The following is a 20142-nucleotide window of genomic DNA, read 5'->3' as shown; positions in this document are numbered from 1 at the left end:
GTATAAGCGTGGACTTATACAGAAGATACACGACGTCCGCCGCGCTAGGTTGCGGCGGTGCTCCGCCCGCCTGACGTGTTCGTTCTGCTCGGTCTGTTGACGCCCGCCCGGGGCGGTGGGTGGTCGGTCCAGGAATTGGCGGGCGATCTTGCGATGCCGCAGGCCGAGTTGCAGCGCTCCCTGACGCGGCTCGGCGAGTCGCCGGTCTTCGACAAGCGGAGCGAGAAGGTCATCCGCCCGGCGGCGCAGCAGCTGCTGTTGAACGCCGTCGCGCTGGTCGCACCCGCGCGTCTGGGCGCGCCGGCGCGCGGCATGCCGACGGCGTGGGCGGCGCCTCCGCTCTCCGCCCGGACCCCGGCTTCGAACAAGCTTCCGCCGGTGTGGCCGGACCCGCTCGGCGGCGCTCGCGGGCTCTCGGTGACGCCGTTGCACAAGGCGGCGAGCGAGGTCTCCCTGAGCGACCCGTGGATGCACGAGGCGCTCGCGCTGGTCGACGCGCTGCGGCTGGGTGACGCACGCATCCGGCGTCAGGCCGCGGATCTGCTGCGCCCGCGGCTGACCTGACGTCAGGCGGTGAGGCCGAGGAACTGCCGCGCTCCGGCGCGGAGCTCCTCGGACGCACCGTCGACCCCCGCGAGGTGGTGCAACAGCGCCTGCTGAAAGAGGCCGTCGAACATCGCGTAGGCCCGCGGTGAGGGCATCGCCACCTCGACTCCCCGCAGCGCCGCGTGACGCGCGACGACCTGCCAGATCATGTGCTCGAGCTGGGCGTCGATCTCCAAGACGTCCGCCCGGAACGAGGCCTCGAAGAGCGCCTGGGAGCGCAGGTCGTACCAGAGCCGGTGCATCGGGGCGTCCTCGACCATCGTCGTCACCAGCGCGTCGGCGAACGCAACGGCGAGTTCGGAGGCATCGCGCGAAGCCTCGACGATCGCGTCGTAGCGCTGAACGCACGACGCCTTGTACTGCCGCACGCAGTACGTGATCAGCTCGACCTTGTCGGCGAAGTAGTAGTGGACGACGCCGTGCGAGTACGGGGAGTTCTGGGCGATCTCGCGCAGCGAGGTGCGGGCGTAGCCGAGCTCGCCGAGGGTCTGCAGCGCCGCGTTGGCGAGCTCACGGCGCCGCTCTTCGAACTTGTCGACGGGGCGGCGCGGGTGCGTGGCGGCGGTGGCCATGGCGGCGAAGACTACAGGGCGTCTTGACAAGCGTCCAAGAAATCCTTGACAAGTGTCAAGACCGAGTCGTAGGGTCCCGCGCAGTCCAGCGGCAAGAGGAGACGAGATGGCTGAAGGTGTGCTCGAGGGCCGGCATGCGCTGGTGACGGGTGGCGCGCAGGGCCTTGGCGCGGGAATGGCGCAGGCACTCGCCGCGGCCGGCGCGAAGGTCATGATCGGCGACCTCCAGGAGGACCTCGCCCGGGAGACGGCGGAGTCGATCGGCGCGCTCTCGACGCGGCTGGACGTCACCGATGAGGGCAGCTGGGAGGGCGCGATCGCGACGACGGTCGAGCAGCTCGGCGGGCTCGACATCCTCGTCAACAACGCCGGGATCGAGATCTCCGGCCTGATCGTGGACATCGACGCCAATGACCTCAAGAAGATGCTCGAGGTCAACGTGCTCGGCACCGCGCTGGGCATCAAGCACGGCCTGCGCGCGATGCGCCCGGACGGCCCGGCCGGGAACGGCGGCGCGATCGTCAACGTCTCCTCGGTCGCGGCGACCATCGCCTTCCCCGGCATCGCCGGCTACTCCTCGACCAAGTCGGCCGTCGACCGCCTCACCAGGGTCGCCGCGTTCGAGGCCGGAAAGCTCGGCTTCGGCGTGCGCGTCAACTGCGTCTACCCCGGTCTCGTGCCGACCGAGATGGGCCAGCGGCTCGCCGTCGACATGGCGGCGCTCGGCCTGTTTGGAAGCCCGGAGGCCGCCGTCGGCGCGGTGGTGGAGCAGACGCCGCTCGGGCGTCTCGGAGAGGTCAATGACATGGCGGACGCGGTGGTCTTCCTCGCGTCCGACCAGGCGCGGTTCATCACGGGGATCGGCCTGCCCGTCGACGGTGGAATGGGGATGTAGACGATGAAGCCAGTGATCGTGTACGGCGCGTCCGGCTACACCGGCCGCCTGATCTGCGAGTACCTGCGTGAGCTGCACGTGCCGTTCAAGGCCGTCGGTCGCGACCTTCAGCGCACGCAGGACGTCGTCGACCACGTCCCCGGCGTCGACACGATCGACCACGAGGTCGCCGCCGCCACCCACGACGTCGCCTCGCTCAGCGAGGCGTTCGAGGGCGCCTCCGTCGTCTGCAACTGCGTCGGGCCGTTCATCTCCTATGGCCACGAGGTGGCCGAGGCGTGCCTGAACGTCGGCGCCCACTACCTCGACACCACGGGTGAGCAGGACTGGGTGCTCGAAGCCCAGGCGAGATGGGGCGAGAAGTTCGCCGAGCAGGGGCTGCTGATCGCGCCCGGCGTCGCGCAGATGTACACGACCGGTGAGATCGCCGCGAACCTCGCGCTCGAGACGCCGGGCATGGAGACGCTGGACATCCTCGTGCTCTGGAAGGGCTTCCCGACCTACGCCTCGACCCAGACGATCTTCACGATCCTGAAGGCGGACTGGTTCCACCTGGTCAACAACGAGTACGTGGCGTGGGATCACACCGCCACCCGCGAGTGCGTCGTCCCCGGCCAGCACGGCACCGCGTTGACCGTGCCCTGGGGCGGCACCTGCCATCCGGTGTGGTTCAAGAACGACCCCCGCGTCTCCACGGTCACGGTCACCGGCGGCGTGCTCGACCGCGCCGTGATGGACGGCGTCGTCGCCACGACGCAGATGTTCGAAGAGCAGATCCGGCCGCTCGCGCCGGCGGAGCAGGAGGCCAAGCTCGCCGAGATCGCCGGTTCGCTGCAGGCGGGGATGCCGCCGCGGGAGAACCCGCGCGTGAACACCTCCGTCGACTCGGTCTACGCGTCAGGTCCGCTCGGCCGCGCCCACGCCGTGATCCACGGCAACTCCAACTACAAGCAGACGGGGCTGCTCCAGGCGTACGCGGCGTACTCGCTGCTGCAGCAGCCGCCGAAGCGCGTCGGGCTCGCGAGCGCCTGCCAGGCCTTCGGGCACCGCGAGCTGCTCGGCCTCCTACGCACCCACGGCCTGGTCCTGAAACCGATCATCACCGTCCACGACTAACGCGATGTCCTCGCTCGTCGACTACCTGGACAAGGGCGCGTCGCTCGGTCGTGACGCGCCCTGCCTGGTCGAAGGCGCCACCACGCTGACCTACGGCGACGTGCAGGACCTGAGCCACCGGGTCGCGGGCGCGCTGGCGACGTCCGGCGTCCAGCCCGGCGGCAAGGTCGGGATCCTGTCGTCCAACAACGCGACCGCGTTCGCGAGCGTCTTCGGGATCGCTCGGCTCGGCGCGGTGTGGTGCCCGATCAATCCCCGCAACGAAGCGGACGAGAACCGCGCGCTGCTCGAGCTCTTCGATTGCGAGCTGCTGCTCTTCCACTCCAGCTACGCGGACATGGTCGCCAAGATCGCCGAGCAGCTGCCGGCCCTGCAGACGGTCGTCTGCCTCGATCAAGAGGACGACTTCGAGAGCTGGCTGAACGAGGGCATGCCGGCGCTGGAGCTGGACCCTCCGCACGACCTCGCGATGCTCGTCGGCACGGGCGGAACGACGGGGCTGCCGAAGGGCGTGATGCTCACCGCCCGCAACCTCGAGACGATGACCGCGCTGACGCTGATGGGCTACCCGTTCCAAGGGCGCCCGGCGTACCTCGCGCTCGCGCCGCTCACCCACGCGGCCGGCGTCCTGTGCTTCCCGGTGCTCGCGCTCGGCGGGAAGATCGTCGTGATGCGCCAGCCGGATCTCGGCGAGTTCCTGCGGCTGGTCGAGGCCGAGCGCATCACCCACACGTTCCTCCCGCCCACGCTGATCTACATGCTGCTCGGGCACGAGAACCTCGCCACCGCGGATCTCTCGTCACTGCAGTGCTTCTGGTACGGCGCGGCGCCGATGTCGACCGCGCGCCTGCAGGAGGCGATCACCGCCATCGGCCCCGTGATGGCGCAGCTCTTCGGGCAATCCGAGGCGCCGATGATGGTCTCGATGCTCCCGCCGAAGGAGCACTTCGACGCGGACGGGAACATCGCGACGCACCGGCTCGCCTCAGCTGGGCGGCCCGCGCCGCTCGTGCAGGTCGGGATCATGGACCCGGAGACCGGCGTGCTGCTGCCAGACGGCGAGCGAGGCGAGATCGTCGTCAAGAGCTCGCTCGTGATGGCCGGCTACTACAAGAACCCGGAGGCGACCGCGGAGGCGAGCCGCTTCGGCTGGCACCACACCGGCGACGTCGGCTACCTCGACGCCGACGGCTACCTGTTCATCGTCGATCGCCTCAAGGACATGATCATCACCGGCGGCTTCAACGTGTACTCGGCGGAGGTCGAGCAGGCGCTGATGCAGCACCCGTCCGTGCGCGACTGCGCGGTGGTCGGCCTGCCCGACGAGAAGTGGGGCGAGCGGGTCGAGGCGGTCGTCGAGCTCAAGCCCGGCGAGACCGCGGAGGCGCCCGACCTGATCGCGTTCGTGAAGGAGCGGATCGGGAGCGTGAAGGCGCCCAAGCGCGTCCACCTCACCCCCGAGCTGCCGCGCTCGCGCGTCGGCAAGGTGCTCAAGGGTGAGGTGCGCGCAGAGCTACTGCACTAGCGGTACGCGAGCTCGCGCTCTTCGGGCTCCACAACCTCTTCGGGCGGCTCGATGTTGAGGTGCGGCAGGCGCTTGTCGAGCCACTTCGGCATCCACCACATTGCCGGTCCGGCGAGGTGCATCACGGCCGGCAGCAACAGCAATCGGATGATGAACGCGTCGATGAAGATCGCCGCCGCGAAGCCGACGCCCATCATCGCCAGCGCGCGCTCGTTGCCGATCGCGAACGCGCCGAAGACCGCGATCATGATGATCGCCGCCGCCGTCACCACACGGCCGGTCATCGCCAGGCCGTGGCGCACCGCGTACGTGGCGTCCTTGGTGTGCGTCCACTCCTCGTGCATGCGCGAGACGAGGAAGACCTCGTAGTCCATCGACAGGCCGAACACGACGGCGAAGACCATGATCGGCAGGAACGACTCGATCGGCCCGGTCGCGCCGCCGAACAGGCTGGCTCCGTGACCGTCCTGGAAGATCAGCGTCACGACGCCGAACGCGCCCGAGATCGAGAGCAGGTTGAAGATGCCGGCCTTGACGGGGATCAGGATCGAGCGGAAGACCACCATCAGCAGCAGCAGCGACAGGCCGACGACCACGCCGATGAACAGCGGCAGCTTGTCGCGGATCGTCTTGGAGAAGTCGATGTTGCTCGCCGTCGTGCCGCCGATCGAGATCCGCGTGCCGGTCTCCTTCGCGATCGGTGGAAGCGTCACGTTACGCGCGGTCTTGACGGTCTCGTCGGTGCGCTCGTCCTGCCCGGTGGTTTTCGGGTAGGCGATCATCGTCGCCGTGTCGCCCGCCTTGTTGATGGCCGGCGGCAGGACCGTGGCGATCCCGTCCTGCTTGCTCAGCGCGTCGCTGATCTTCTGCAGAGCCGCCTGATCGCCCGCCTTCGGCAGCTCGACGACGGTCAGCAGCGGGGCGCTGAAGCCGGGGCCGAAGCCCTGCTTGAGCAGGTCGTAGGCGACGCGCGAGGTGTCGTCGGACTTGTACGTGCTCGCATCACTGGACGCGAGGCGGATGTGCAGCGCGGGGAGCGCGAGCGCGATCAGGACGACGAGCGCGAGGATCGCCACCGGCGCGGGGCGGCGGGCGACGAACCCGCTCCAGCGCGCGGCGAAGCCGGTCTCCTCGTCGGCGCTGGTCGCCGCGGCCTTCTTGATCCGGCGGCCGATGCGGGTGCCGAGGATCGCCGGCATCAGCGTCAGCGCGGCCACCATCGTCGCGAGCACCGAGAGCGCGGCGCCGATCGCGGGCCCGTAGAGGAACGAGATCCCGAGCAGCACCATGCCGAGCATCGCGATCACGACGACGATGCCCGCGAACAGCACGGCGCGGCCGGAGGTGTCGATCGAGATCAGCGTGGCCTCGCGGACATCCCTGCCCGCACCTCGCTCCAGCCGGAACCGGTTCAGGATCAGCAGCGCGTAGTCGATGCCGACGCCGATGCCGATCATCGCCGCCAGCTGCGGCGTCCAGTCGACGACGTCGAGCAGCTGGGTGCCGACCACGGCCGTGATCGAGAGGCTCACGACCATCGCGAAGAGCGCGTTGAGCAGCGGCAGACCCATCGCGACGATGCCGAGCGTCAGGAACAGCACGATCGCGGCGACGAGGATGCCGATGATCTCGCCGGCGCCGCCTTGCTGCGCGGTCGACCAGTGGATGATGTCGCCGCCGAGCGCGACCTGGACGCCGCCCTTGCCGTCGAGGGTGAGCACGTCCTCGGCCATCGTCTTGACGGCCGGGGCGTCGACGTCGCCCGCGGCGTTCTTGAACTGGATCTGCGCGAAGGTGATCTTGCCGTCCTCCGAGACCGGCGCGCCGGGGGCGGTCGGGTCGGCGACGGCCAGCACCTCAGGCGACTTGCCGATCTTCTGGCGGACCGCCTCGATCTGCGCCTTGTGGTCGAGGACGCTGCCGTCCTTGACCGCGAACACGACCGTGGCCGTGTCGCCGGACGCCTGCGGGAACTTGTCCTTCAGCAGGTCGTACGCCCGCTGGGACTCGGTCCCTGGCAGGTTGAAGGTGTTGACATAGTCGCCGGCGGCGGTCGCCCAGAGACCCGCGCAAACGATGAAGGCTGCGACCCAGAGGCCGATTACGGTGCGGCGCCGATCGTGGCACCAAGCGGCAAGACTGCGCATAAGCGCGAGATTAAGGAACTGGCCACGAACATTCGTTCGGGCTAGCCGCACTACGGCCGGGGGGTGACCCCAGTATCGATCGGGGGGTTCCGCGCTGGACGTTCGAGCGCCCATCTGAGCGGCGCCGCGTGCTCCAGCCGGACCGTTGCGTCCACTATATACCGGACGAGGCGTTGCGCGCTCGGGAATCCGCCGTCCTCCCAGACGACCTCGGCGCGGCCCGAGAGATAGAGCGTGGTGCCCGTCTCCGGATCGATCACCGTGAGCCCGGTGGCCGGGTCGAGCGCGATGTTGCCGAGCGTGTTGAACAGCGAGTTGCCCGTGTAGTCCGGCCACTCGAGCGTGTGCTCGTCGACGACGCGCAGGAAGCCGGGGTTCCCGCCGCGATGGGAGGCGTCGACGCCGTGGCCCGGGGCGCGGGTGGCGACGAAGGCGGTGTCGGCATTGCCAAGCAGCTCGATCGCACGTGCGTCGAGCAACGTTCCCGTGTGGCGGGCTGGACGCGGTGGCGCGACCGCGCTGATGTAGCGGGTCGCGATGTACTTCGGGCAGTTCGAGTAGACCTGTTCGAGCGCGATCGTCACCCCGTCCGCGGCGGTTCTCGCCTCGCCGTTGAGCCGCATGCGGCGGCGCGTGTCCGGCTCGAGGGCGATGCCGCCCACCGGCCCGTTCAAAGCGCCTTCGAGCGGGTCGCCGGCGAGGGGGAGCGCGGCGATGTGGACCGTCGACGGGGTCGGCACCGTGACGAAGCCCGGGCGGCCGTACAGGACGGTCGCCCACATGCGGTCCTCGCCGTCGGCCGCGCCCAGCACGATCCACGGCTGATCTTCGAGGAACTCGACGGCCGACGGTGGGACGACGTCCGTGAACATGCCGGAGAGCTGGGCGGCGCGGTCCAGCACGCCCGCCCGCTCCTGCACCGCCAGCTCTCCGGGATGGAAGGCCATCGGCCTAGAAGAAGCCGCAGGTCGGCGCGTCGCCGGACGGGGCGGCCGCGACGACGCCCGCGCCCGTGAAGATCTCCAGGCGGATGCCGTCGGGGTCCTCGAAGAAGATGCCGCCGCTGGAGGCGCCTTCGCTGTGGGCGACGATGCCGTCGTGGTGGAGCACCGCGCCGGCGGCGCGCACGCGCGCCTCGGCCGCCGTGACGTCCTCGAGCGAATCGACCTCGAACGAGAGGTGGTGCAGGCCCGGCGTCGCGGTCGAGAAGGCGCCGTCGCTCTGCTCCCAGAGCGTGAGCACGAGCCGCTCCTCGTCGCCGAGGAACGCGTACCCGTCCCCACTTGCCTTGACCTCGAAGCCGAGCACTTCGCGGTAGAAGCCGACGGAGCGGTCGAGATCACTGACGTTGAGGCCGACGTGGCCGGTGGCGAGCGCTGTCATGCTCACCACCATAACGGAGGTAACCGGTTAACGCAAGATTACTGGTGACTACGACCGTGGCGAATCGCCTTGTCGCGGTTGCCGCACGCCGCCATCGAGCACCACCGCCGCGTGCCCGGCCGCGACGTGTCCAGGAACCAGAGCACGCAGTCGGGATTGGCGCAGCCGCGGATCCGGTCCGCTCGCGTCTCCAGCAGCGTGACCATCGCCGCCGCGCACACCCACGGCACGCGCCACGCCGCCGCGGCGTCGACCTCGACGTCGACGCCGAACGGATTCAGCAGCGGACGCTGCGCACCGCGCGCCAGCACGGCGTTCACCTCGTGCCGTGCGGTCGCGGAATCACGGTCCGACAGGAACGCGCGAAGCACCTCGCGCGTCTCGCGCAGCGCGCGCCGCGCGGTCGCGTCGGCCGGCGCGTCGAACCCGTGGGCGTCGAGGAAGATCCGTGCACCCTCCGCGTCGACCAGCAGATCCTGCAGTCCATCCCCGGACACCCAGGTCGTGTTCAGCAGGTCGAGCGGGAGCGGTTCCCCGAGCAGTGGGCGTGGATCGGCGACAGGCACGCTCACCAGCATAGGCCAAGTAGCCGGTGAGGCGTGAACGCCCAGTTCACGCCATGTGAACCATTCGTTATTGAGTCGCCTCCACGATGACGCTCCGGTTGCCTTCCTTTCGTACCTCGAGCCCGACGCCGATCCGCTCGGCCAGGGCAGGCACATGGCTGATGACGCCGATGATCAGCTCGTCCTCGCGCAGGCGTTCCAGCGCGTCGATGACCTCGCTGAGCGTCTCCGGGTCCAGCGTGCCGAAGCCTTCGTCGATGAAAACGGCCTCCAGGCGAGCGCCAAGGCCTTCGCCCGCCAGTTCGGAGACATGTTTGGACAGCGCGAGCGCGAGGCTCAGCGACGCCATGAACGTCTCGCCGCCCGAGAGCGTCCTCACCGAGCGCTGCTCGTCGGCGTTGACGTGATCGACGACGCTGAACTGGGCATCCGCGGAGACCAGGCTGTAGCGGCCGTCGGAGATGCGATGCAGCTCCTCGGACGCGCGCAGCGCGAGGATGTCGAGCGTCTCCTGGACGACGAAGTCGATGAAGTGGTCGGCGCGAAGCTCCCGGGCGAGGACCTCCAACACGGCGATCAGCTCGCTGTCGGCGGCCACCTCCGCTTCGAGCTGGGCGCGCTGCTGCACTCGCTGCTCGAGATGCTTGGCCGCAGTCCGCGCCTGCACGTGCAGCTCGCTGGCCGCGCGCTCGTCACGGACAAGGGCCGCCAGTGCGTCCGCGGCCGCCGGCACCGGGGCCCCGGCGGGCGCGCCCGCGGAGGCGAGGACGACCAACGCCGCCCCGGCGCGCTCCGCCGCCTCCGACGACCCGGCGCCCGCCGAGGCCAGCGCCGCCGACGCCACGTCGCACCAGCCGGCGAGCGCCGACGCCCACTCGTCGCGCGCCGGCGCCGGCTCCGGGATCCGCGCGAGCGCGGGCGGTGACGTGCCGCGGTGCACCTCGTCGAGCGTCGTCTCGACGCGCGTGCGCAAGGTGCCGAGGTGCAGGTCGATCGCGTTGAGCGCCTTCTCCGCCTGCGCGTGCGCCTCGTCGGCTTCGCGCTGACGACCGCGTGCGACGTCGGCGCTCGAGCGCGCCTCCTCGGCCGCCGTCTCGGCCACGACGAGCTCGGCGCGTGCCGCAGTGAGCTGGTCGAGCACGTCCCCGGGAATCGTCTCGCCGAAGCGGGAGCGCAGTAGGGCGTCGACGGAGTCGCGCTCGTCCAGCGCGGTGGTGCGCAACTGGCGCCGCGTGACCTGATCCCCGCGGGCCGCCTCAAGGTGGTTCTTCGCCGCTTCGAGCGCGACGTTGGCGGTGCCTTCGGCACCGCGGAGCCGCGTCAGCGTCGTCGTCACGGCGGTGAGCGCGGAACCGGCCGCCTCGGCGCGCACGGTGCTCTCGGCCGCGGCGGCCTCGAGGCCGGCGCGGTCGGCGTGCTCGCTCAGCACTTCGGCGAGCGCGGCCCGCGCGTCGGTCAGCCGCCCTTCGGCCAGCTCCAGCTGCCCGCGGGCTCCGCTGCGCTCCTCACGGGCGAGCCCCGCCGCCGCACACGCCGTGGCGCACGAAGCGTCCGCCGCGGCCAGCCGCTCGGCGACGTCGTCATCGACCGGGGGGTGCGACGCCAGCGGGCGCTCGCAGACCGGGCACGGATCGCCGACGGCGAGCCCCACGACAAGCCCGGCCACGGTGTGGACGCGGTGCAGCGTCGCGAGGGTCTCCTCGGCATCGGCGAGCGTGAGCGCCGCGGCCTCTGCGACGACGTCCGCCGCGGCGGCGCTCGCCGCCGCGCCGTCGACCGTCGCCTGCGCCCGGACCACCGTGGCGGCCGCCTTCTCAGCATCCTGCGCGAGCCGGACGAGCCCAGCCCGCTCGGCGCTCAGGGTCTCCGCCGCCTCACGCAGGCGGGTCTCGTCGGCCGCAGCCACGGAGACTGCTTGCGTCGCCGCGGCCGCGTCCGAGGTCGTCTTCTCCAGGGCAGCGCTCAGCTCGACGATGCGGGCGGCCACCGCGGCCACGCCGCGCTCGGCCTCGGTCACGCGCTCGTCCAGCGATGGCCGGCGCTCGGCGGCGTGGATCAGGCGACCGAGGGCCTCGCGCGTTCCCGCCCGCTCGCGCAGCGCCGTTACGGCCGCGTCGGCGCTCGCCAGCAGGGCGAGCACGGCGGTCACGGCCTCGCCCTCGCGGCCGCGCGCAACCGCGGCGCCGGCCGCCGACGCCTCGGCGGCCCGGCAGCGCGCGACCTCCGCGCCGAGGTCCTCTCCGAGCACGCGCAAGCGAGTCGCGAACCCCGCGGCGGTCGCGGCGTCCGACACCGCCTCGACGCGCGCCCGTTCGTGCGCGCGCCCTTCGTCCAGGCGCTTGGCGACCAGCTCGGCCGCGGCGGCGGCGGTGACCACCTCGGCCTCGGCCACCGTCAGCGTCTCGGCGGTCGCGTCCGCGTACTGCTCGGCCAGGATCGTGCGGGTCTGGTCGCCGCGGACGACCAACTCACGCGCCCGCCCTCGGGCCAGCTTTGCCATCTGCTCGTAAGCGTTGAGCCCCAGCAGGGTGACCAGCGTCGTCCGGCGCTCGGCGGCATCGCCCTTGAGGAAGCGCGCGAACTCGCCCTGCGGCAGCACGACGGCCTTGCAGAAGGAGTCGAAGTCGAGCTTGACGCGCTCGAGGACCGCTTCGTTGACCGCGCGCACACCGCCGCGCTCGGCGATGTCCACCCACCGCTCGCCGTCGAAGCGCTCGATGCGGGCGGACTGGGCGCCGCGACGAGGCTGACGCCGCGCGACCTGCAGCCGCTCACCGCCCGACTCGAACTCCAGCAGCACCCGCGCTTCGGCGGAGCCGTGGCTGACAAGCTGCCCGAGCCCCTGCTTTCCCATGCGCGGGACCTGGCCGTAGAGGGCGAGCGCCATCGCGTCGAGCAGGCTGGTCTTGCCCGCGCCCGTCGGGCCGGTGATCACGAACAGGTCGAGCTGGGTGAAGTCGATCTCCTGCTTCGTGCGAAAGGCCGTGAAGCCCTCGATCTCAAGCCTGCGTGGGCGCACCGCCGACCTCCTCGAGCAACTCGTCGAACAACTTCATGACGGCTTGGTCCGCGTCGGCGCCATGCGTCTCGCGGAAGTAGCGGGCGAACAGGTCGTGGGCGGACAAGCGCCGCAGCTCGCCCGCTCGGCGCTCGGCGTCCTCGCGCTCGTAGTCGAGCCGCACCTCGAGTGCGTTCGGGAGGAGGTCGCGGACGCGGTCGGCGAGGCCGGGCGCCGGACCGTCGCACACCAGCTCGACCTTCAGCCACGCCTCACCGAATTCCCCCGCGCGCTCGGCGAGCTCCTCGAGCGTGCCGCGGATCTCAAGCAGCGAGCGGCCGCGGGTGATCTCGACCTCCCGCGTGCGCGGTGGACGCGCGGGCTCGACGTCGACGATCGTGACCGTCTTGCGCTGCGCGGCTTCGCCGAAGTCCAGCTGCAGCGGTGACCCGGCGTAGCGAGCGGGGGTCGCGGCGCCCGGAACGTCCTGCGGGCGATGGACGTGGCCGAGCGCGATGTACTGCACCGTCGTCGGCAGCGCCGCCGGGCTGACCGCGTACACCTGGCCGATTGTGAGGTCGCGCTCGCCGCCGCCGGTGCGGGCGCCGGACACGAAGAGATGGCCGGCGAGCACTGTCACCGCGGCGGGATCCAGCGGCGCGCAGAGCGCGGCGATCAGGCTCGCGAGCTCGTCGGCGTATTCCTGGTACGGCCGTTCTTGGGCGAGCATGAGATCGGCGGCGCTCGAGAGCGTCCGTTCCCCCACCCACGGCAGGCATGCGACCTCCAGCGCGGTCCCGTCGCGGGCGGTCAACCGCACGATCCCGCCCTGGTCGGGCCGCCGGACGCTCGACACGGCCGTGACGCCCGCGGCGGCGAACAGGCCCTCGACCGCCGCGAACCGGCGCGCGTAGTCGTGATTGCCCGGGATGACGACCACCTCGGCCCCGGTCGCGCGCAACGCGAGCAGCGTCCGGTAGACGATCGACTCGGCCTCGGCCGACGGCGCGAAGTGCTCGAAGACATCTCCGCAGACGAGCACGGCGTCGACCGCTTCGGCCGCTGCCACCTCGACGAGCTCGCCGAGCACGGCGGCGCACTCGTCCAGGCGCTGGCGGCGGTGCAGCGTCCGGCCGACGTGCCAGTCACCGGTGTGGAGAAGCCTCATGCGCCGAACCTCGCGAACGGGTCGCTTTCCGGCTCGTCGGCGACCTCGCTGGAGCGCGTCGCCCACGCCGGGAACGGGAAGGTGATCTGCAGGGGCACCGGGATCTGCGGCTGCTGGAGCAGCATCGACCCCGGCTTGAGGATCGCGGCGCGCTGGCGCGCCGTGGGGGACAGGAACCCGTACTCGGCGCGCTCGGCCTCGGCGGGGTCGAGCCGGCCGACGACGCGGATCGCCGAGTTAGAGACCACCCGTCGCTCGACCTCAGAGGCGGTCTGCTGCGCGCCGACGAGGATCACCCCCAGGCTTCGCCCGCGCTCGGCGATGTCCAGCAGCACCTCCTTGATCGGGCTCCAGCCCTCACGCGGCGCGTACTTGTTCAGCTCGTCGAGGACGAGGAACACCAGCGGACGCGCCTGACCCGAGCGCTCCTTGGCCTCGAAGAGCTTCTTGATCACGACGCCGACGACGAAGCGCTTGGCGCGATCGTGCAGATTGTGGATGTCGATCACCGAGACCTGGTTTGCTCGCCAATCGACACGGTGCTGCTCGATGTCCGCCGCGTCGCGGCCGCGGATCAGGTGACCGCAGTGGAACCGCGCGCCTTCCAGCCGGCGCAGGAACGCGTTCACCGTGCCCGTGGCGATCGGCCCGCGCCAGGACCCGCCGTCCTGCTCGACGTGCACTCGGATCAGCTCGCAGAGGTCGTCGAAGGAGTGCACTACGGTCGGGTTGCCGTCCGCGTCGGGGAGGCGGACGGATGCTGGGAAGTCGCGAATCTCCTCCGCGTGGCGCTGGAGCTGGGCCTCTACGCGACCGACGAGATCGGCGATCTGGCTGCGCTCGTCGCCCTCCTCGGCGAACATGAACCGCAGCAGCCCGTCGCGCACCACGTCGAGCACTGTCCAGAAGTAGGCCGTCACGCCGCGCTGGCGACTGCCCGTGTCCGGCATGGCCACGTCACTGCCGCGATGCACCGGCGCCCACAGCCCGACCGACTCGAACGGGCCCGCGGGCAGGCCTAGCCAGCGGTACTGCTCGCGCGCCTGCGGGGTAAGGCGTGCGTTGGGCTTGTCGAGGAACAGCAGGTCCTCGCCCTTGACGTTGAAGATCAGCGCCTTGGTATTCGCGGCCTCGGCGCCCAGGACGGTGCTGTGGAAAAGCGAATAGAGCAGGAACGACGCGTACGTCGTCTTGGTCGCGATGCCCGAGACGCCGGAGATGTTCACGTGCGCGCCGCGGCGGCCGTCGATGAACTCGAGGTCGAGGTAGATCGGCTCGCCGTCGCGCGCGAATCCCGCGACGACGCGCTGCTCCATCGTGTCGAAGTAGAGCGCCTGGTCGCGTTCCAGCCCGGCGACCCGGCGCACCGCGTCGCCCGGCGTGGGCGGGACGTAGAGCTCCGGCTCGAAGCGGGTGCTGACGACGTGTGCGGCGCGCGACGTCTGGACCGGCAGGAGTCCGCGATCGGCGAGGAACACGTCGGAGTCGAACGTCACGCCCTCGTGACGCGCGCGGACCATGTCGACCACCCCGGAGATAGTCAGCCGCCCGGCGCCGGGAACCGTCGTCTGCACGCCCACCACGTCGTCGAGCTGGAGGTAGTTGTCCTCGTTGATCGCGACCCAGAAGTCCAGCGGGGTCGCGTCCTGGGTCCCGAGGACCTTCCCGACTTCATTGCCGGAACCGGCTTGATCAGACACGCGTGATCTCCTCGAGAAGGGCCGCCTCGATCGCGCGGCGGACGAGCAGCGGGTCACCCAGGCGGTGACGCAGCACGCTCTCCAGCGCGCCGACGGGGTACAGGTTCTGCGGCGCGCGGGGGTCGCGCGCGGGGTCGCCGGCGAACTGGGGGAGCACGCCGCTGACGAGCTCGGCCAGCGCCTGGGCGGCGGGGAGCCCCGCCTGCGCGGCGACCTCGACCCGGACGATGCCCGCCATCGCCCCGTCGATCGCCCGCCGATCGGTGAGGCGCAGGTACCACGAGTAGCACTCGAACTGCTGCCGGCTGAGCTTGAACATCGGCGTCCGCTCGCCTGCCTGCAGCGCGGGCACGACCCTCGCCCGCTCGCGATCGAGGTAGGTGCGGCTCTGGCGCTTGACCATCCCGACGATCGCCCCGTCCAGCGCGGAGCCGAGCGGGCCGTCGACGACAACGAGCTCGGCGCGGCCGGATTCGAGCGCGACCCGCGCCGCATCACCCTCGGCGGCGCGCATCGCGTTCTGCAGCCCACGAAGCGGGTCCGAGGTGTCGCTGCCGGTCACCGACGACGGTGTGAAGCTGTGGCGCCCGGTGCCGATCCGGATCTCGAGCGGCGGCGGCGGTGTGAGCCCTCCCCCGACCACCAGGGCGCGGCCGACCCGGACGTCGTCGATCACTGGTGGGCGCGAGGACCAGGCGCAGCCAACCGCCCAGGTCCCCGCGAGCGCGGGGACGCTCAGGTCGTTCTCCTCGGCGAACAAGTTCGCGTCGATCCGGCGGGCGCCGTCGACGAAGGCGCAACAGCGCCCGCTGATGGGCAACGCGGCGGCGAACGGCGCCCAGGGGCCGCTCACCTCGACCGTGAGGTCAAGCGCCGGAGCGCTCTCGGACTCGATGTCGAGTTCGACTGAGGACCCGTATTCCGGGTTCCAGGGGTCTATGCGCAGGAGCATGTCGGGGGCAGAGTCGTCTGCGGGTGCCCGAGCCTGACATAGTGCTCAGTTCGAGTTTCTTCAGCGGTCCGCGTGTGGACATTCGTTCGAGTTGCGCCGCCCGAGGGACCGAAAGAGACTCATCGACCTCTGATGCCCGCCGCACCGGAATCCGACAGTAGCTCGTCGCGCCGCCAGGTCGTCGAGCGCGCGGTCAAAGCCTGGACCGACCAGCTCGTCGACCGCTCCGCGCGCAACAACCTCTTGTTCTTCCGCGACCAGCGAACCGGCACTCTTGATCTCGGCACGGGCGCGACGCTGTTCGACGTGCTCGCCGGCCGCTCGCGCTCGCTCGACCAGCTCGCCGGAGACGATCCGGAGGCCCGCGCGGACGCCGCCCGTCGTGCACGGGCGATCCACAACAAGGCGCAGGCGATCTACGAGGAGCGCGGCATCCACACGCTGCACGTCGCGTGCGGGCTCGCCACATGGGAGAACGCGCACGGGACGGCGATCCCGGCCGCGCCGGTCTTGCTTGCGCCGGCGACCTTGAGCGTCCGCGGCGCCGCGCAGAAGCGCTTCGATCTCGCGGTGACCGGGGACCTCGAGGTCAATCCCACGCTGCTCAACGCGCTCGCCGCGGAGTTCGACTGCCATTGCGATCCCGACGAGTTGCTGGCCAGGGCGGGGATCGACGGAGCGATCGACACGCCGCAAGAACTCGAGACGGCGTTCGCATGGCTGCGCGAGCAGGCCGCGTCGGTGCCTGGCTTCTCGATCGGTCCGAAGTTCGCTCTCGGCAACTTCAGCTACGCCAAGCTACCGATGGTGCGGGACCTGCAGAGCTCGGTCGATGCGCTCGTCGCGCATGACCTAATTGCGGCGCTCGCGGGCGACCCGGCTGCACAGGGCGCGATCCGCGCGCGGCGAGCGGACATCGACCCGTCGTTGCCGGACCGGACACCCCCGCATGACGAGTTTCTCGTCCTCGACGCCGACTCGAGCCAGAACCACGCGATCAATAAGGTTCTCGCGGGGCAAGACCTGGTCATCAAAGGCCCACCCGGCACCGGCAAGAGCCAGACCATCGGCAATCTCATCTCGGCGCTGGTGGCGCGCGGCAAGACCGTGTTGTTCGTCGCCGAGAAGCGGGCCGCGATCGACGCGGTCCTCAAACGCCTGGACAAGGCAGGTCTTGGGGACCTCGTGCTGGACTTGCACGGCGGGGTGTCCGGCAAGCGCCAGGTGGCCCAGTCGCTGGAAGCGGCACTGCGGACCAACGCGAGCATCCCGCAGCCGAACCTCGAGCGCGAGCAGCGACTGCTCGAAACCCGGCGCACAGCGCTCAACGACTGGACGTCCGCCCTGCACGCACGTCGCGAGCCGTGGGACGTGTCGCTGTTGGAAGCCCAGCAGCAGCTGCTGGCACTCGACGCGCAAACGTCCGTGCGGCTGCGAGGCTCCGTCCTGCGGGCGTTGACGGACGAGGTGCTGGAGGACGTGCGCGAGCGACTACGGGACTACATCGGTCTTGGCGGGCTGCGCGCCGCGGCGGCTTCTCCCTGGGGTGGCGCTGCGATCACCACCCGCGGGCAGGTCGAGCAGGCCCGCGATCTCGTCGACCTGCTCGCCACGGGACTGCTGGACGCGACGCTCGACGACCTCGAGCATAGTTGCGCGGAGGTGGGTCTTCCCGCTCCGACGACTCTCCGCGGATGGGGCGAGCGCATCGCGCTCTGGCAGGCGATCCAGCGGACGCTCGAGCGGTTCGAGCCCGAACTCTTCGAGCAGTCGCTGGACACGTTGGCCGAGCAGCTCGCGCCCCTCGGCCGCGGTGCTGGCGCGCGACTGTCAGCCACGCTCGGGGACGCGGACTTCCGTGCTGCGCGCAAGCAGATCAAGGGGCTGCTGCGCGATGGTGCCGGCTTGGGGAAAGCGGCGTTGCTGGATGCCGTTTCGATCGGCGCGGAGGCTCAGCGCCAGTGGCACTCGGCGGGAGCCGACGGACCACCGACGGCGCCGGCGGCCCTCGAACGAATGTCCCAGGAGCACGCTGCGTTGACCGAGCGCATGGCGGAGCTCGAGGCGCTGCTGGGCGTCGCCGTCGACGGCTCGCGGGAGGGCGTCACCGAGCGTCTGCGCGCTTTGCGCGCGGACGCGGCAACGCTGGGACGCTTGCCGGACCTGCACCAGCTGCGGACCGGGCTGACGGCCGCCGGAATCGACGAACTGGTCCGGGAGCTCGAGCACGCACCGGTGGATTCCGACGTCGGCGTCGCGACGCTCGACCACGCTGTCATGGCGTCGATCGTCGACGAGATCCGGCTTAGTGACCTGCGAGTCGGCGGCTTCGACGGCGAGCAGCACGAACGGACGGTTGCCGACTTCCGCGAGTCGGACCGGCGTCACATCAAGGGCAGCGCCCAGCGTGTACGACGACTGGCGGCCGAGCGGGCGACGCGCGCAGAGGACGAGCATCCTGAACAGGCGACGTTGATCCGCAAGGAGGCGGCGCGCAAGTCGCGCCACCGGCCGGTGCGCGACAACGTCCGCGACGCTCCTGATGTGATGACGGCGCTCAAACCCTGCTGGGTTATGAGCCCGCTGGTCGTCAGCCAGGTGCTGCCCAACGACCGGCCGTACTTCGATGTCGTGATCTTCGACGAGGCCAGCCAGGTGCGCCCTGCCGAAGCGGTGCCAGCGATCGCTCGTGGGCGTCAACTGGTGGTCGCAGGCGATGAGAAGCAGTTGCCGCCCACTGACTTCTTCTCGGGGCCGACGATCGGTGCGCTCGACGAGGACGAGTCCGCACTGTCGGCCGCTAGTGGGGACTTCGAGTCAATCCTCGACACGCTGCTCTTCCTCGTGGACTGGCAGATGCTGAGCTGGCACTACCGCAGTCGCGACGAGCGCCTGATCGCCTTCTCCAACGCCCACCTCTACGGGCGCTCGCTGCTCACTTTCCCGGGGATCAGCGGCCCGGAGTGCCTGCGTCATGAGCTGGTCGAATGGCAGCCCTACGACCACGGCTCAGACGTCAGCGCCGGCGCCGAGGTCCTGCGCGTGGTCGAGCTGATCCTCGAACACGCGGAGCTGCGGCCGAGCGAAAGCCTCGGTGTGATCGCGATGGGCATCGCGCATGCGGACCGGATCGACGCGGCGTTGCGCGATGCCTTGCGCGACAGGAGCGACCTCGACGATTTCTTCGACGAGACGGTCCCCGATCGCTTCTTCATCAAGAACCTCGAACGCGTCCAAGGTGACGAGCGCGATGCGATCATCCTCACCGTCGGGTACGGCAAGGGCGCCGACGGTCGCATGATCTATCGCTTCGGGCCGCTCAACAACGAGGGCGGCGAGCGGCGCCTCAACGTCGCCATCTCTCGCGCACGCAGCCGCATGACCGTCGTGTCTTCTTTCACGTCGTTCGACCTCGATCCCGATCGCACCCGCGCTCGCGGCGCCGACCTGCTGCGCCGGTATCTCGCCTTCGCGGAGACCAATGGCGATCGCCTCGACCGGGAGGGGGTGATCCCGGTCGAGCTGAACCCGTTCGAGCTTGACGTCTACGACGCGCTTCAGCATGCGGGCATCCCGCTGCTCTGCCAGTACGGCGTCAGCGAATACCGCCTGGACTTCGCCGCGAAGCACCCCGATCAGCCGGGCCGGCTGGTACTTGCCATCGAGGCCGACGGCGCGAGCTACCACTCGGCGCAGACCGCTCGCGACCGCGATCGCCTTCGCCAAGAGCAGTTGGAGCGCCTCGGGTGGCGGTTCCATCGCATCTGGTCGCAGGACTGGTTTACCGCGCGAGGGCACGAGATCGAGCGCGCTCGCGCGGCGTACGACGCTGCGGTGTCCGGAAAGGACCGGAAAGAGCCGGTGTCTGACGCGGAACGGCTTGAGCTGACCGTCGCCGACGCGGCGCCCGCCCGCGAGGAGCGACCGGACGTGTTCCCATGGGGCCAAATCGACCAGTTCACCGATGGTGATCTAATCGCGATCGTCCGCTGGATCGAATCCGACACCCTGCTGCGCACCCGCGAGGAGTTGCTCACGGCGGCGATCGCCGAGCTCGGGTTCAAACGTCGCGGAAGCAAGATCGTCGCCCGGGTGGGAGCGGCGATCGACGCCTCGCGCAATGGTGCGACTGGCACACCGCAATCGGCGCGGTTGGATTGGCGAGAGGTCGATGTCGTCGGAGAGAGTCATTACCGCGACTCTCTCCGCGCGATCGTGGACGCCTACGGCGTTGCGCGCACCGGACGCGTCCGCGTGCCGGTCCGAGCTGAGCTTGTGCCGGAGCCAGACAACCCATGGGATGCAGTCGCAGTGGCGGTCCACGTCGACGGCCGCCATGTCGCGCACCTCTCGCGCGCGGCGGCACGGACGTACCAACCGGCAATCGTGCGGCTCAACGCTCAGGGCAAGCGTCTCATCGTGGATGCTCAACTCGTTGGCTACGCGGAGTCCAACATTGGCGTGTTTCTGCGCCTACCTGAGCCGCAGCAACTGCATCGCGTCGTCTGACCCTG

At 70.4% G+C, this 20142-nt stretch carries 14 protein-coding genes; 5 read left to right on the top strand and 9 right to left on the bottom strand.

Annotated features, from left to right (window positions below):
- Positions 1 to 57 precede the first annotated feature (57 nt).
- Positions 58 to 564, top strand: a complete 507-nt coding sequence (locus OM076_RS10000; RefSeq protein ID WP_270039541.1) for a hypothetical protein — start codon at positions 58 to 60, stop codon at positions 562 to 564.
- 2 nt (positions 565 to 566) lie between these two features.
- Here the strand turns inward: OM076_RS10000 and OM076_RS09995 are convergent, their stop codons facing one another.
- Positions 567 to 1178 carry a TetR/AcrR family transcriptional regulator gene (locus OM076_RS09995; protein ID WP_270039540.1) on the bottom strand — a complete coding sequence of 204 codons (612 nt, stop codon included), beginning with the start codon at positions 1176 to 1178 and terminating at the stop codon, positions 567 to 569.
- A 106-nt stretch (positions 1179 to 1284) separates the two neighbouring features.
- Between OM076_RS09995 and OM076_RS09990 the strand changes: the two genes are divergently transcribed.
- The 3 genes from OM076_RS09990 to OM076_RS09980 are packed head-to-tail and all read left to right on the top strand — an operon-like array spanning position 1285 to position 4714.
- Entirely contained in the window at positions 1285 to 2073 is a 789-nt protein-coding gene (locus OM076_RS09990) for an SDR family NAD(P)-dependent oxidoreductase (protein ID WP_270039538.1), read from the top strand.
- A 3-nt stretch (positions 2074 to 2076) separates the two neighbouring features.
- Positions 2077 to 3189, top strand: a complete 1113-nt coding sequence (locus tag OM076_RS09985; protein ID WP_270039537.1) for a DUF5938 domain-containing protein — start codon at positions 2077 to 2079, stop codon at positions 3187 to 3189.
- Between the two features lie 4 nt (positions 3190 to 3193).
- A complete protein-coding gene (locus OM076_RS09980; RefSeq protein ID WP_270039536.1) occupies positions 3194 to 4714 on the top strand; it encodes an acyl-CoA synthetase in 1521 nt (506 codons plus the stop codon).
- Here OM076_RS09980 and OM076_RS09975 read toward each other — a convergent pair.
- The 8 genes from OM076_RS09975 to OM076_RS09940 are packed head-to-tail and all read right to left on the bottom strand — an operon-like array spanning position 4711 to position 15628.
- Entirely contained in the window at positions 4711 to 6861 is a 2151-nt protein-coding gene (locus tag OM076_RS09975) for an MMPL family transporter (RefSeq protein ID WP_270039534.1), read from the bottom strand. The two genes, OM076_RS09980 and OM076_RS09975, sit on opposite strands and share 4 nt — an antisense overlap.
- Before the next feature lie 50 nt (positions 6862 to 6911).
- Entirely contained in the window at positions 6912 to 7808 is an 897-nt protein-coding gene (locus tag OM076_RS09970; protein ID WP_270039532.1) for a pyridoxamine 5'-phosphate oxidase family protein, read from the bottom strand.
- 4 nt (positions 7809 to 7812) lie between these two features.
- A complete protein-coding gene (locus OM076_RS09965; RefSeq protein WP_270039530.1) occupies positions 7813 to 8244 on the bottom strand; it encodes a VOC family protein in 432 nt (143 codons plus the stop codon).
- Between the two features lie 38 nt (positions 8245 to 8282).
- Positions 8283 to 8822 (bottom strand): CGNR zinc finger domain-containing protein, encoded by a 540-nt coding sequence (locus OM076_RS45965; protein WP_372518015.1) that lies wholly within the window; start codon positions 8820 to 8822, stop codon positions 8283 to 8285.
- 55 nt (positions 8823 to 8877) lie between these two features.
- A complete protein-coding gene (locus OM076_RS09955; RefSeq protein WP_270039526.1) occupies positions 8878 to 11829 on the bottom strand; it encodes an AAA family ATPase in 2952 nt (983 codons plus the stop codon).
- Complete coding sequence (locus tag OM076_RS09950) at positions 11810 to 12976, bottom strand: exonuclease SbcCD subunit D (protein ID WP_270039524.1); 1167 nt, start codon at positions 12974 to 12976, stop codon at positions 11810 to 11812. Before OM076_RS09950 ends, OM076_RS09955 begins: the two co-directional genes overlap by 20 nt.
- The gene (locus OM076_RS09945; protein ID WP_270039522.1) at positions 12973 to 14676 is read right to left on the bottom strand and encodes an ATP-binding protein; all 1704 of its coding nucleotides are present in this window, start codon (positions 14674 to 14676) and stop codon (positions 12973 to 12975) included. Before OM076_RS09945 ends, OM076_RS09950 begins: the two co-directional genes overlap by 4 nt.
- Positions 14669 to 15628 carry a hypothetical protein gene (locus tag OM076_RS09940; RefSeq protein WP_270039520.1) on the bottom strand — a complete coding sequence of 320 codons (960 nt, stop codon included), beginning with the start codon at positions 15626 to 15628 and terminating at the stop codon, positions 14669 to 14671. The genes OM076_RS09945 and OM076_RS09940 overlap by 8 nt, the downstream gene beginning before the upstream one ends.
- Before the next feature lie 132 nt (positions 15629 to 15760).
- Between OM076_RS09940 and OM076_RS09935 the strand changes: the two genes are divergently transcribed.
- Positions 15761 to 20137, top strand: coding sequence for a PDDEXK-like endonuclease domain-containing protein (locus tag OM076_RS09935; protein WP_270039519.1), 4377 nt, complete (start codon positions 15761 to 15763; stop codon positions 20135 to 20137).
- Positions 20138 to 20142: the final 5 nt, after the last annotated feature.

The sequence above is a fragment of the Solirubrobacter ginsenosidimutans genome (assembly GCF_027587205.1).
Note: the sequence above shows the minus strand (reverse complement) of the source record. Positions and strands in the feature narration are given on the sequence as shown.